The 12,069-nt window shown below is 42.6% G+C and carries 17 protein-coding genes; 2 read left to right on the top strand and 15 right to left on the bottom strand.

Translation table 11 applies throughout. The features are described 5' to 3' along the window. Positions 1-74: 74 nt before the first annotated feature. Complete coding sequence (mtgA, locus tag WG943_RS07720) at positions 75-809, top strand: monofunctional biosynthetic peptidoglycan transglycosylase (RefSeq protein WP_340407946.1); 735 nt, start codon at positions 75-77, stop codon at positions 807-809. Further along, positions 799-1,260 carry a YybH family protein gene (locus tag WG943_RS07715; protein WP_340407945.1) on the top strand — a complete coding sequence of 154 codons (462 nt, stop codon included), beginning with the start codon at positions 799-801 and terminating at the stop codon, positions 1,258-1,260. Before mtgA ends, WG943_RS07715 begins: the two co-directional genes overlap by 11 nt. 100 nt (positions 1,261-1,360) lie before the next feature. Here the strand turns inward: WG943_RS07715 and WG943_RS07710 are convergent, their stop codons facing one another. The 15 genes from WG943_RS07710 to WG943_RS07640 form a co-directional block, all read right to left on the bottom strand. Then, on the bottom strand, positions 1,361-2,491 hold the full coding sequence (locus WG943_RS07710) for an acyloxyacyl hydrolase (protein ID WP_340407943.1): 1,131 nt from the start codon (positions 2,489-2,491) through the stop codon (positions 1,361-1,363). A gap of 168 nt (positions 2,492-2,659) precedes the next feature. Next, positions 2,660-2,971, bottom strand: a complete 312-nt coding sequence (locus tag WG943_RS07705; protein ID WP_340407942.1) for a helix-turn-helix domain-containing protein — start codon at positions 2,969-2,971, stop codon at positions 2,660-2,662. 2 nt (positions 2,972-2,973) lie between these two features. Next, positions 2,974-3,309 (bottom strand): type II toxin-antitoxin system RelE/ParE family toxin, encoded by a 336-nt coding sequence (locus WG943_RS07700; protein WP_340407941.1) that lies wholly within the window; start codon positions 3,307-3,309, stop codon positions 2,974-2,976. A 154-nt stretch (positions 3,310-3,463) separates the two neighbouring features. Next, the gene (locus WG943_RS07695; protein ID WP_340407940.1) at positions 3,464-3,787 is read right to left on the bottom strand and encodes a type II toxin-antitoxin system PemK/MazF family toxin; all 324 of its coding nucleotides are present in this window, start codon (positions 3,785-3,787) and stop codon (positions 3,464-3,466) included. Next, positions 3,778-4,023 (bottom strand): AbrB/MazE/SpoVT family DNA-binding domain-containing protein, encoded by a 246-nt coding sequence (locus tag WG943_RS07690; protein WP_340407939.1) that lies wholly within the window; start codon positions 4,021-4,023, stop codon positions 3,778-3,780. The genes WG943_RS07695 and WG943_RS07690 overlap by 10 nt, the downstream gene beginning before the upstream one ends. A 166-nt stretch (positions 4,024-4,189) precedes the next feature. Further along, positions 4,190-4,570, bottom strand: coding sequence for a hypothetical protein (locus tag WG943_RS07685; RefSeq protein WP_340407938.1), 381 nt, complete (start codon positions 4,568-4,570; stop codon positions 4,190-4,192). Between the two features lie 42 nt (positions 4,571-4,612). Continuing rightward, positions 4,613-5,035, bottom strand: a complete 423-nt coding sequence (locus WG943_RS07680) for a hypothetical protein (RefSeq protein WP_340407937.1) — start codon at positions 5,033-5,035, stop codon at positions 4,613-4,615. Between the two features lie 55 nt (positions 5,036-5,090). Beyond that, on the bottom strand, positions 5,091-5,798 hold the full coding sequence (locus WG943_RS07675) for a hypothetical protein (protein ID WP_340407936.1): 708 nt from the start codon (positions 5,796-5,798) through the stop codon (positions 5,091-5,093). Positions 5,799-5,892: 94 nt separating this feature from the next. Further along, positions 5,893-6,402 (bottom strand): hypothetical protein, encoded by a 510-nt coding sequence (locus WG943_RS07670; RefSeq protein ID WP_340407935.1) that lies wholly within the window; start codon positions 6,400-6,402, stop codon positions 5,893-5,895. Positions 6,403-7,115: 713 nt separating this feature from the next. Continuing rightward, entirely contained in the window at positions 7,116-7,397 is a 282-nt protein-coding gene (locus tag WG943_RS07665; protein WP_340407934.1) for a hypothetical protein, read from the bottom strand. A 164-nt stretch (positions 7,398-7,561) separates the two neighbouring features. Then, positions 7,562-8,122, bottom strand: a complete 561-nt coding sequence (locus WG943_RS07660) for a DUF2867 domain-containing protein (RefSeq protein ID WP_340407933.1) — start codon at positions 8,120-8,122, stop codon at positions 7,562-7,564. A gap of 57 nt (positions 8,123-8,179) precedes the next feature. After that, the gene (locus WG943_RS07655) at positions 8,180-8,797 is read right to left on the bottom strand and encodes a hypothetical protein (protein ID WP_340407932.1); all 618 of its coding nucleotides are present in this window, start codon (positions 8,795-8,797) and stop codon (positions 8,180-8,182) included. Positions 8,798-8,911: 114 nt separating this feature from the next. Next, the gene (bla, locus tag WG943_RS07650; RefSeq protein ID WP_340407931.1) at positions 8,912-9,820 is read right to left on the bottom strand and encodes a class A beta-lactamase, subclass A2; all 909 of its coding nucleotides are present in this window, start codon (positions 9,818-9,820) and stop codon (positions 8,912-8,914) included. Positions 9,821-9,909: 89 nt separating this feature from the next. After that, complete coding sequence (locus WG943_RS07645) at positions 9,910-10,329, bottom strand: hypothetical protein (protein WP_340407930.1); 420 nt, start codon at positions 10,327-10,329, stop codon at positions 9,910-9,912. A 178-nt stretch (positions 10,330-10,507) separates the two neighbouring features. After that, the gene (locus WG943_RS07640) at positions 10,508-11,962 is read right to left on the bottom strand and encodes a tyrosine-type recombinase/integrase (protein WP_340407928.1); all 1,455 of its coding nucleotides are present in this window, start codon (positions 11,960-11,962) and stop codon (positions 10,508-10,510) included. Positions 11,963-12,069 lie beyond the last annotated feature (107 nt).

Raw genomic sequence — 12,069 nt, 5'->3', positions numbered from 1 at the left:
CCAAGAATAACAGTGCCATCTTGATAAATGTGGTAAACTCTGTACCTTTGCCTGCTCCGAAACCAACCTTTAAGATGAGTAAAAAAAGATTAGGCTTAAGGCAGATAAAACTGCTGTTTGTAAAGCTGGTGCTTAGCCTTTTCCTGATAAGTATTGCATGGGTGCTGCTGTACAGATGGGTAGCGCCGCCTGCAACCCTGCACATGGTTAAGCGCAGGGCAGAGGCTAGTACTGCCGACAAATCAAACCCTGAAATAGCGTATAAGTTTGTGCGCCTGGAAGAGATGTCGGAGCAGTTACCGTTGGCCGTGGTGGCTTCTGAGGACCAGCTTTTTCTGCAGCATAACGGTTTTGATGTGGATGCCATTATGGATGCCTTTAAGCGTAACCAAAAAGGGGGCAACATAAGAGGGGGTAGCACCATCAGCCAGCAAGTAGCTAAAAACGTTTTCTTATGGCATGGCCGCAGTTACCTACGCAAAGGCGTTGAGGCTTATTTTACCATGTTAATTGAGGTACTTTGGGGCAAGCAGCGCATCATGGAAGTATACCTTAATATTGCAGAGATGGGAGATGGGGTTTTTGGTGTTGAGGCGGCCTCGCAGAAATACTTTAACAAACCAGCCAAAAATGTAGGCCGTCAGCAGGCGGCTTTGCTTGCCGCTGTATTGCCTAATCCAATTAAATACTCAGCTAAAAATCCATCGGGCTATACGCAAAGGCGCCGAACCAGAATTGCACGTGCCATGGGGCGCTTAGGTGGTACAACCTACATCAAATCTATACTTCCGGAGAACAGTGAAAAGTAAACTTGTTATACTTGCAGCCATTGCTACAGTTTATGTAACAGCCTGCGCACCCGCTGCCAAAGCTCCTGCTCAGGTTACTGCTGCTGCAAAAAATAAGATTCGCGATGTGCTGTTGGCGCAATCGGATTGCTGGAGCCGCAGCGATTTGGAGTGTTATATGCAAGGCTATTGGAAGTCGGATTCGTTGCTGTTTGTTGGCTCCCGTGGGCTTACCTATGGTTGGCAGCAAACCCTCGATAACTACAAGCGCAGCTATCCTGATGCCTCAGCCATGGGTATGCTGACTTTCGACGTGAAAGAGATGCGCGAACTCTCACCGGAAACCATGCTGGTAGTTGGTAAATGGCACCTGCAGCGTGAAGCAGCAAAGGGCAACCTCGAAGGCCACTTCTTTGTTGTTTTCAAACACTTTACGGATGGCTGGAAAATAGTAGCGGACCATTCCAGTTAAGCCTGCTTTTTTGTATCGCTTAGTTTTATTGCGTTGAAAGGGCACTAATGGTATAAGCTGTATCTGACTGTAGTAATACCTAGTATAATGCAGCAAACGCCTACTTCAGCCTTAGCCCAACACGCGCATCAAGGAAATCGGCCACATGGCGGTGTGCTTTAAGGTTAATGCCCCAGAACAACCTCTTTGCCGTATGATACTCCAGCCCCCAGCGTTGGTAAACAGGATCGCGGCCTTTGGACGGAGCATAAACATATACCCCCAGTTGCTGGCTAAACCTAAACCTGCCAATGTATAGTTCATGGCCGGCAAGCAGGGCACCCCGCTGGAAGTCTTCGTTCCTGCCCCTGTCTTTCAGGTTTTCTTTAAGCGTATAGTCGGCCACCCATTCTGCACCGGCAGTTAAGGCGCTTAACCTGCCTAGCTTTTGGCTGGCGTAGGCATTAATTCCCACAAGAGGCAGCTTATCGGTTGGTATGTCTTTACGGTCTTTCATAGTACCAAGTATGGCAACCAGGTAATGGCGCTTTCGTTCGCCGCTTTTAATTGCAATTGGCTGGCGCTGCGGAAAGTGTGCCGGCCTTAATGCATAATCTATACCTAGCGATGCCGACGGAAAGTTAATGCCCTTATTCGGTTGCCTTATACCACCGTTTGATATGTGCTTGTATGTGGCGCCTGCTCTAAGCAGCAGATAGTCGTTCAGCCTGTAATTGGCCATTAGGTTTGCCACCAGCGGAAAGCTTATTTTGGTGCTATAGAACAAGTTATCGGGATTAGTTGTGGGGTGGTAAACGTTGTTCATGTAAGCCAAGCCGGCGCCAAGCCTGAACGACAGGCTGAAATTCTTATGGGCCGACAGGAAAGGCTCTACATAAAGTATAAGGGCATAGGCATTACCAAGCACATCCGGTTTATCAAAATTGTAGTAGGCAAACGTAGCTCCCAGCCTGGGGTAAGCCTGCAGGTACTGCCAGGAGGCACTATCTGTAAAATGTATACTCAGTTCTGTAGTAATACCCCAAGGGTTTGAGTCGGCTATATTTCGGATGTCCTGGGAGTGGGGGATGATAAATCCATAATGCCCATATAAGCCCAGGTTGATGGCTGCACGGGAGGTGGTGATTGTATCTGAATCAGCTGTTGATGCTGGGAGTGGCACAGAGGCCGCAGAGAAATTTACTAACCAAAGTATAAAAAGTATGATCTTAGCCTTTGTCATATCTACCATAGCAATCCTAAGGTTAGACTATTGCTTACGGCGAATTATGGCAGAGGTCAGGAGGAATTATGCTTTTTAGAGGGATGCTGATTTACTTGTGGTACAACGGATAAGTGCAGCCAAAGCCCGTAGTATAGCAAGGGTTTAGGCTGCACAGGGTTACCCACTTTGATTCTTTTAGGCAACTTTCACTTGTCTGTTGAGTAATTCAACTTTGAAGTTAACCTTTGCCTCGAGTGCACTAAAGACTTTAAGAATGGTATCTATTGTCACGTTAGTGGCATTATTCTCAAGTCGGGATATTTGGGCTTTTTTCACACCCACAAGCTGCCCAAGTTGCTCCTGCGTCAGGTTTCTTTCTTTTCTTGCTGCTTGAATCATGTCTCCAATCAGCTCCAACTTGAGCTCGAACTCATAGTTGTCACGCTCAGGCGTTCCCTTTATACCGATAAGCTTATCCTCGGCTTCACTTAATGAATATTTTTTCATGGTTATTTCTCTTTAAAATAGATTTCCCGAATACGCTCGGCCTTGTCAATTTCTCTTTTATCTACTTTGCTGTTTTTCTTGACAAAACCATGGGTGGCTAGTACAAGTGTTTCTTTCTTGTCTGCTTTATCCCAGAAGGCAAGAAGTCTGTACTGAAGCCCAGCATAAAGAGTCCTGAACTCCCAGATTTCGTTCGTTAGCTTCTTGAACAGCTTAGGGTCGGTGTGGAACTGTGCTCTCCGGATATTCTGAAGTATTTTCTCTCGGTGCTTCAGTTCAAGCGATTCCAAATACTTGAAAGCCTCCTCCAGCAAGTCAACTTCAAATTTTTGTTGCATTAGTTCTTCTCTTTAGATACTGCCAAAGATAAAGAAAAGTTTCCTTATATGTAAACTTTTAAAAACTCCTATTGTGGGTAACGTCTTGTGCAGCCGAAGCCCGAAGCGTAGCAAGGGGTTACGGCGGAACTGGGATACCTAACGTTGTTCTTTACTAGTCCACGAAGGTTTCTTTTATCACACTCTTGCAGGCTGCTACTTCTGATGGATTCAACTTTCCTAACACTTTAACGATGCGGACTTTATCAATTGTCCTTATCTGGTCAATCACTACCCACCCCGCTTGATTATTGTGCTTCACTTTCACACGAGTTGGATAACTACGGCTTTTGGTAGTCATGGGCGCTATAACTACTGTTCTTAGGTTATGGTTAATCTCATCAGGGGATATCACCACACAGGGTCTTGTCTTTTGTATTTCACTACCTACAGTGGGGTCCAGATTCACTAAGACTATCTCATATTGGCTTATTTCCATTCGTCAAAGCTTTCATCACCAAACACATCATCCAGTAAAAGCTGGTCATCGCCGTTTTCATGCATTTTCATGAATGCCTTGTCCCAGCCTTTTCTTGGATGCTCGACTGGTTTTAGAATAATCTGCCCTTTTTCCAGAATAAGCTCAACTTTATCTTTGATGTTATACCTGTCCAGAATGGACTTTGTCAGCCGTAATCCCTTGGAATTTCCTATTTTAATGATTGATACTTCCATAACACTTATTATTTAATGTAATTACAAAGTTATTACATTAACGCTTATTTACAAGCCAAAGTTCTATAGATTATAATGATAGGTAACGTGCTGGTGCAGCCGATGGGCGAGGCGGAGCCGAGCATAATGGCTGAACTTGGTTGGAGAAAGTTAATTATTCAAAATTTTAATTGTCATAACCATTGTCCCAGCAGGAAAAACATAGTTTAACTCCATTATCACCTAATCTTTTTAAATCTTTTGGATCATATTCTATGTTACATTGCCCTTCATATCCATATAATGTCCAAATCGATATTTGATTTTTTTCGATTCCTATTTCCTTTAATTGATCATATCTTCCATCTAATAAATCACAAAATTTGTTTATGTAATCATAGTGATCATTCACTGCACTTACATCAACTTCATACATCCAAACCGATGGAATATCTCTATCAACTTCCTTGCTAAAGACTGATTGAGGTTCAACTCCTAAAACTTGCGTAATGCTATCATATACTTCTCTGCTAGGAGAATTAAACCATATTCTTAATGAATGAATCAAGTTTATCATATAATTTTCGCCAACGGTTTTGCTATGGTGCGTTTATGCACTATAGGTCTTGTTGGCAGGATTTATTTTTTTGAAAATTATGGATTCAGCTATTATATAACCGAACAGTCCAGTATGGCTGCTGATAGAAAAACATTTGGCTATTCTATCAGCTATTTTTTTCTGGTTTTCATCAGATATCCTTTTGTAGTGCTTATAGTAATTCATCAGGTCAGGGAATTCTGATTCTAAGCCACTCCAATCTGTTTCTTCTATCCCAGAAAGTAAGTTATAACTGTCAATGACTTTAAAGTCTTGATTAATTACCCCTACAAATTGAACTTCCATCATTCCTTTTTCTTCTCCACCGTCAAGGAAGAAAGTAATTGTTCTGGATACGAAATCATGTTCCAGTTTATTTATTATACAATTATGTACAAGATGAGAGTAATCTTTCATTATTCTAATTTCTGCCAACGGCTTGGCTAAAAAGCGTTTTATGCTTTTTAGGTGTTGTTGTAGGTAGTTTTATTTAAAACTCTGCATTATAAACAGCTTTTTGACCTTCTGATAGATTTAAAGTGTCATAGGTTGTAGTTTTGACCCCATCTTTAGTCTTATGTGTCGTGACAATGACAGGCTGTTCTGCAGCAACTTCAAGAACAGGATTGGAGGGTAACCCACCGCTCCATGTTATGACTGGTGCACAGCCTTGTTTTCCGTCTATCCCCATCTTTGAAGTAAATGAGCTTGCAAAGTAATCGGAAGCCTTTATTTGGCTTTGATTAGTTAAACGCAATTCAACAAATGCTCTTTTAGGTATAAAATAATTAACTACTATGGTTGTGTCTTTTTTTAAATCAAAAAAAGCAAAACTGTGACCGATGTTGGAACAGGAAAGGTATTCTACTGAAGGTGGGAGAATTTCCGTTTTGAAATAGCCTTCTCCTTTCTCATCATCCCTAATTTGAAACTTCAACTCATAATATCCTTTGGAATCAGTAGTTGTGGCAGCTTTCTTTCTGATAGTGCCACCCTGAAGGTAAAAAGTTTTTATCCAGTTTGAGGTTATTTTAGCATTAGCAATGGGAATTGTTCCGTCACCAGAAGTAAGCTGCCCTTTTATTATAGTACAGCCTTGGCAAACGGGACCAATCAAGTCATCTTCCTTCTTTATACATCCTGACGCAATAGATAAAAAGACAAACAACAGAAGCAACATCCAATTTACTTGTTTCATAACCTATAGTTTAAATTGCCTACAACGGCTTGTATAAAAAGCGAACGAGGCGTAGCCGAAGTATGGCTTTTATACCTTGTTAGAGCCTGTTTTTTTAATTAATGAAATGCGAAGGTTTAATTTTTTCCATACTAACTATAAGAGTATCTTTTTGCTGCCAAAAGAGTCTCTCAATATCCTCATCAGTAACAACTTTTTCAAAGTATCCTGTCTTGGTGAATTTAAAATTATATTTGGAATAATATACAGTATGAAGTAGGACGTTAAAATATCCAACAGAGTCTGTTTTCAATGGTACGTGTCGAGCGTACCTTCCAGTTTCTATACTTGGAACAGATACATACCAACCCTGCTCTTCCCATTTCTTGCCTATGCCCAGTGCTTTGTTCAGGCTGTCTCGACTTTCAATTGTCAAAGTGTCAAATTCATATCCTAACGGAGTTCTATTATCGTCATTGTTGATTAGTAGTTCTACTTGGACTTGGCCTATAGGCTCCTTTGTCTGCGAATCAACAACCCACCCTTCTTGTATTATAAAATAGTCACATGAACTAAGGACCCCAACCATGAGGAGTAGGAATAGCGTCACAGATCTTGCCTTCATAATTTAAATTTGCTCTAACGTTAGTCCAGATGGTGTCTCGTTGGAGGCTCGCTGTGCTCGGCAAGGTTCCTCCAATGGCATCTGGACGGTGTTGGTCGAGGTTGTTTTTCCCTTTTTCCTACCGGGTTATGCGAACTTTACCCCGGATTAATGCGAACTTTTTTCTTTTGTTTCAAGGGAAAAACAACCTGCATGGTTGGGTTATTTTCTCCTCTTAAATTCCATTCTAAGTGGCGCTTTAGCCGAAGGAAATACTGTTGATGCTTGTATCGGCAATGTTTCCGCAGGCGTCAGGCTCCGGGCTGGCCACCATCTAAAGAAAGACTGACTAATCATTGGCCCCTCTATTGCCGCAACCGATTGAAAAAGAGCCACCTCGAGCCTAAGTTATAGACTTGACTTTGTCATTTTCAGGCTATAACTTCGCCCCACCAAAGTCTTGCCTGGACGCCCCCGTCCGAAAGCGCTGGCTTTCTCCCGGCATCGCCGAAGCAAGACTTCCCGGCCCAAATTCCATTCATGCCTTTGGCTCTTTTTCAATCGGTTGCTCAAGCTTTAGTGGCCTTTGATGCCCTCCAGCCCCTAAAGAGCCTGAAAGACACGCCACTTTAAAACCTGAAAATAATCCCAATCACGGCCAACGGACGGGTGCATGCGGAGCCTGAAGCGTAGCGAAGGTTGAGCATGCATTGTGTTGTAGGTTGTTGTTTTCTTTATTTTGACTCTCTTTTATGTCCACAGGCAGCACAAAATGATGCTTTCGATGTTCTATATGGTTTGCCACAGTTTTCACAAGGAGGTCCATACTGAGCGATTCTGTGATGCATGATAGCATTGGGCTCCGTCTCTTCCATTCCTGTTACTTCTTTATAGTAATCGAGCAATGGCTGATAGCGGGCTTCTCTGGTTAAACCTGGAGAAGTATTTTTAATGCCTTCACTATAAAGCCGATTCGCTACTTCAAATTCCGACTCATCTAACATCGGGACTTCCATTTTGCACCGCCAACAGTATAGTTTCTTCATAATTTCAATATCCTACAACGGTTTGGGTTTGAGTTGTGCCCGATTAACAGTACTTCACCTCTCCCCCAGCATAAGCGTAATTAAAAAGTTAAAAGAACCGGGTGCATGCACCCGGGCATAACTTAAACCCTTTGTTAGCGGTTGGTTGATTTTTCGTTTTCTATTCGGTTGATCATGCCTTTTAACATTGCAGGAACGATAAGTTTATGAAAAGGCCGAACGAACAAAAAATAAACTCGCCCGAAGAGGTTATTGAATTTTACGGTCGTTGTTATCGTCAAACTTTTTTGGCCTGCTTCATCCAGAAGTCTGTCAAGAAATAATGAAACCCTAAAATCCAGATGTTTGTCGTTTTCGCCTAATATGACCTCGTTTTCTGTCTTGTCAAATACTTTAAAAAGGCCGAGTTGATCACCTGGTTCGCATTTAAAACTGTCAAGCAATTTCTGTTTGTTGCTTAGTTGCGCTGATGTTTTAAGACCGAAAAGTCTAACAATTTTGTTTCTTATCGCAAATAGAGTACTCCCCAGTTTAGACCTGCCTGAAAAAAACAAGACCCCAATTTTTGTTGAGTCGATGCTCTCTTCAGTATCAGAAAAAAAACTTTGATAACTGTCGATATAGTCAAACAATTCACTGTCTTTTTTTAATATCGATTTAGCAGGAATACTGGACGTGTTACCATTGCTTTTCATATGTCCTTTTGTTAATTGAAGCAAGTCGTTTTCAATGACCGTTACGGGTTTGTTTTTTTATTTTCCAATTAAAACCCCGTATTCTTTTGGGATTGTTACTCCGTTAAAATGATTTGTGAGTCCGTAAAATATTACAATGGTCAGAACAACTCCAAAAGTCACGATTGCGATCGATTGTCTGTTAGGGGACAAACCAAAAATAGTCTGTTTCATTTTTTTACTATGAATAGAAGCGATGTGGCCAAAAAATGAAACTATGGCAAGTCCGTAATAGGGTATAAAAAAAAGGTTGAAAGGAAACGAATTTAATCCTGCTACTCCAAAATAAAAGTTTGTGTCCAGGTGCAGAAAAATTCGTCCACTCAAAACAGCACTTAAATGGATGATGAAAAAAACTGCCAAGTAAAGTCCTGTCCAAATTTGTAGTTTGTCAAATGGTGAAGCTGCTGTTTTTCTGTTCTCCTTGAAAAGTTTCAATCCTGAAACGATTTGCACAAAAACAGCAAACAGTAAAATTGCTTCTATGAAAATATTCCGATAAAAGAACCGCAAAACATTCATCATGTCAATATGTCTATCAGCACCCCAAATGCTTAATATGTGATTAAATAAATGAATACCTACAAAAGATATCATTGCTATGCCTGATATGTAATGAATTTTATTAGTTTTCATTTTTTATTTCATTATGAATAGGGGTGCGTGTGTATGCAATAACCGCTAACGGTCTCGTGTAAGCTGCGGAGGCCGTTAGGCGAGGCTGCCGTTTACACAATGTTGGTGGTAGATTTATTTACTATGTGTATTAAAATAGTCCCAGGCTGCTTTAGAAATATCAGCGATGATTTTTTCGTTCGTGTTAAAGTCTTCTTTTGAGTTGGATACAAGAACACTGATTAAAAAATGTTCTCCATTGGGCAAAAAGACAATGCCAATATCGTTGACCGCTGCTGTTATCCCGGTTGTTTTATTTTTTCCGGACGAACCTGTTTTGTGAGCAACAACAGTGCCTTCAGGCAGTAGTCCTTTCAATCTGTTTTTGCCTGATTCGTTTTCTCTCATTTCTTTCCAGACAAAGTCATAACTTCTTGGGGAAAGTAGTTTTTTCTGGTTGTGATAATAGGCTTCTAAAACGTTGTTGGCAGCTTTCGGGGTCGTCCAGTTTTGAAATTGCAGGTCCCAATTGTTCTGCATTACTTCTTCATTGATTTTTATTGAAATGTCTTTGAAGTTATTTCTTAAAAAATACTTTTCAACTTCCGTAGGTCCGCCAAGAAGCCTTAACAACGCATCACACCCTACATTATCGCTGTTGGAAATGGTATAGCTTATAATTTCAGCGAGTGGCAGCGTTGCGCCATTCGGATACTTTTCCCGGAGGGGACTATGAAGACCGGGCAACAAGTCTTTTTTCTCGATTTTGATTTTTTGGTCAAGCGACAACCTTCCTTTATCGACTTGGGATAAGACTGCTAAGGCGATATGAAATTTAAAGACACTTTGCATGGGAAAGCGCCTTTCTCCATTTATTGATAAAGTGTCCTTACCATTGTTACCGATAATCGAAACCCCAACAGTTGCATTCCTTGTTGAAATAATTTGTTGTATTTTTTGCCGCAAAGAATCTGACGTTTGTGCCGATGTCTGGCAAACAAGAAACAATAATAGCGCAGTTGCGAAGGTAAATATTCGAATCATGTTTTGGGTATGTGAAGGCTGTTAAATGTATGCATGAATTACCACCAACGGCTCTGCTATAAGATGGCGCAGCTACCTTATAGGTCTTGTTATGTGCTGGATTTTTTAATACCAACACCGATTTCTTTCACTGAAGCTTCTTTGCAAATCACAAAACCTTCAACTCCAACTGATGTTCCAATAAAGAAATAATGAAGACTTTTGTCCTTTTCTATTTCATTTAGAATGTCAATCGGAAAATAGCCTTTCATGCTTTTTAGATAATCTTTTTCCCTACTTCTAAACTCTGCAAAGTCTTCTGTTACTTCAATATCAAAGAGTACATTGTAGCAATTGAAATTTCTAAATTCCTGCCATACAACACCTGTGAATTTTAGTTCATGGGTTTTTCCTTGGTGGGATTCAGGATGGTAGCCAAAAGCAAGTGTGGTAGACTTTGAAATAAAATCGATGTTCATTTCATGAATAAACAGGTCACCTAAAACATCAGTGTAATAATCTACTGCCATCTATTTTTTTCATTTGTCATTATATAGCACATAACTATGGTATAAACGTAAACATACGCTTATCTGCACTATGTACGTAATTGCTGCAGCGTGCTTCTGCGCACATTAGCCGCCTGGATGTGGTACTTGTGGTTGAAGTGCGCATGCATTTAGATTTTCAAGCGAATATAGCAGTTTTCTAGAGATTATCCAGCGGGCTTACAATTTTATCCAAGGCATGGGTGGTGACGTGGGTGTAAACCTCGGTGGTCTTGCTGGATCGATGCCCCAGCAGCACCTGGATGTACCTTAAATCCGTTCCCTGCTCGAGCAGGTGCGTGGCAAAGGAATGGCGCAGCGTGTGGGGCGTGGCAGGCGCCTTTACCCCAGCTTTCGCCTTGCTGGCCCGGAACACGTTACGGATGCTCTCCACCGTGTACTGCCCGCCATACTGCCCCTCGAACAGCCACTCTTTCGGCTTGTACTCTTTATAATACATCCTCAGGTTCTCCAGTAGTTTCTGCGAGAGCACGGTGGTGCGGTCCTTTTTGCCCTTGCCGCCCCTGATCAGCAGCAGGTTTCTGTCCGACTTAACGTCGCTGAGTCTCAGGTTGATCACCTCGCCGATCCGCAGCCCCCCTGCGTAGAGCAGCTGCAGCATGCAGCGGTGTTTGAGGTTGTCGGTGGCCTCCAGAATCCGCTTCACCTCTTCCTTGCTGAGCACGGTGGGCAGCCTGTCGGGTTTCTCGGGCCGCTCCACGTTGCGCAGCTGCACCTCGTGGCGGCCCAGCACCCGCTGATAGTAGAACTTGACGGCGTTGATGCTCTGGTTCACAAAAGAGCAGGAGTAGGCTCCGGCCTGCACCATCTGCCGGTGGTACTGGTTGATGTCCTCCTCAGTGAAGGTGTTAACCTGCTCCATCCCCTTGTCTTTGTGGCTGTTGAGAAAGCGCAGCAGCAGGGAGTGGTAGGTGCGGATGGTGTTCATGGAGTAGTTGAGCAAAAAGAGCTTCTCCAGGTAGTCGATCGGGCAGGTGATGTAGTCGGTTCCCTTCATATAGGTTTGCTCCCAGAGTTTGCGCAGCAGCACGATGTCGCGCACCACCAACTCCTGGCTCAGCCATAGCCAGCCAACGCCTTCCAGTTCCTTGGCCAGGGCCTGTATGTGCTGCCCGCCCTCAGGTATGGCGAAACACTTCTGCTCCCGCTGCCAGTTGGCAAGCTTGCTGTATCTGAGGGTCTCGTAAACACGCTCACATGGTTTAAAAGTTACGCTGATCATAGTTATGCTGTCTGCTGTTAGCATGGGCTGCAGCTTTACTACAGGCATATCCGGCAGCTTTTGGAGCGGCTCGCCCTGCTGCCCACCTGCCAAAACAGGAACCAGTTTGCTGGGTTTCAACCTATTGGGGCGGTAAAGGTAGCGCGTGTTAACCTGCGCCAGTCCCTGAAAGTGCGCAAATGTCATATCTATACTTTGCGGGCTGTGGTGCATCACAAAGCACTTATAGGTTTTGCTGTACTTAATCCAGGTCGCCTCTTTTAAGCGCTTTGCAATAAAGGGATTGGCCTTAAACCATAGGCGGATAAAACGCTTTCCCTCATGCTCAAGGGTATTAAGGAAAACAGCAGACTGAGAATTTACTTGTGTCATGGCAGGCAATCTGTTATACAGGCGCTAAATTGGTGTATTTCGCGCACTTAAGCGCAGATTATACGTTTAAGTGCGTTTATAAACGTATATAACGATTTTAATCGTTT

Origin of the sequence: Pontibacter sp. H249 (genome assembly GCF_037892465.1) — a bacterium.
Classification (GTDB): Bacteria; Bacteroidota; Bacteroidia; order Cytophagales; family Hymenobacteraceae; genus Pontibacter.
The sequence above is the reverse complement of the archived record's forward strand: the minus strand, read 5'-3'. Positions and strand labels throughout refer to the sequence as shown.

Excerpts from the sequence above, each read along its gene's own strand:
- mtgA (WP_340407946.1), top strand. The coding sequence starts at position 75 with ATGAGTAAAAAAAGATTAGGCTTAAGGCAGATAAAACTGCTGTTTGTA.
- WG943_RS07710 (WP_340407943.1), bottom strand. The coding sequence starts at position 2,491 with ATGGTAGATATGACAAAGGCTAAGATCATACTTTTTATACTTTGGTTA.
- WG943_RS07705 (WP_340407942.1), bottom strand. The coding sequence starts at position 2,971 with ATGAAAAAATATTCATTAAGTGAAGCCGAGGATAAGCTTATCGGTATA.
- WG943_RS07700 (WP_340407941.1), bottom strand. The coding sequence starts at position 3,309 with ATGCAACAAAAATTTGAAGTTGACTTGCTGGAGGAGGCTTTCAAGTAT.
- WG943_RS07695 (WP_340407940.1), bottom strand. The coding sequence starts at position 3,787 with ATGGAAATAAGCCAATATGAGATAGTCTTAGTGAATCTGGACCCCACT.
- WG943_RS07690 (WP_340407939.1), bottom strand. The coding sequence starts at position 4,023 with ATGGAAGTATCAATCATTAAAATAGGAAATTCCAAGGGATTACGGCTG.
- WG943_RS07675 (WP_340407936.1), bottom strand. The coding sequence starts at position 5,798 with ATGAAACAAGTAAATTGGATGTTGCTTCTGTTGTTTGTCTTTTTATCT.
- WG943_RS07670 (WP_340407935.1), bottom strand. The coding sequence starts at position 6,402 with ATGAAGGCAAGATCTGTGACGCTATTCCTACTCCTCATGGTTGGGGTC.
- WG943_RS07665 (WP_340407934.1), bottom strand. The coding sequence starts at position 7,397 with ATGGAAGTCCCGATGTTAGATGAGTCGGAATTTGAAGTAGCGAATCGG.
- WG943_RS07660 (WP_340407933.1), bottom strand. The coding sequence starts at position 8,122 with ATGAAAAGCAATGGTAACACGTCCAGTATTCCTGCTAAATCGATATTA.
- WG943_RS07655 (WP_340407932.1), bottom strand. The coding sequence starts at position 8,797 with ATGAAAACTAATAAAATTCATTACATATCAGGCATAGCAATGATATCT.
- bla (WP_340407931.1), bottom strand. The coding sequence starts at position 9,820 with ATGATTCGAATATTTACCTTCGCAACTGCGCTATTATTGTTTCTTGTT.
- WG943_RS07645 (WP_340407930.1), bottom strand. The coding sequence starts at position 10,329 with ATGGCAGTAGATTATTACACTGATGTTTTAGGTGACCTGTTTATTCAT.
- WG943_RS07640 (WP_340407928.1), bottom strand. The coding sequence starts at position 11,962 with ATGACACAAGTAAATTCTCAGTCTGCTGTTTTCCTTAATACCCTTGAG.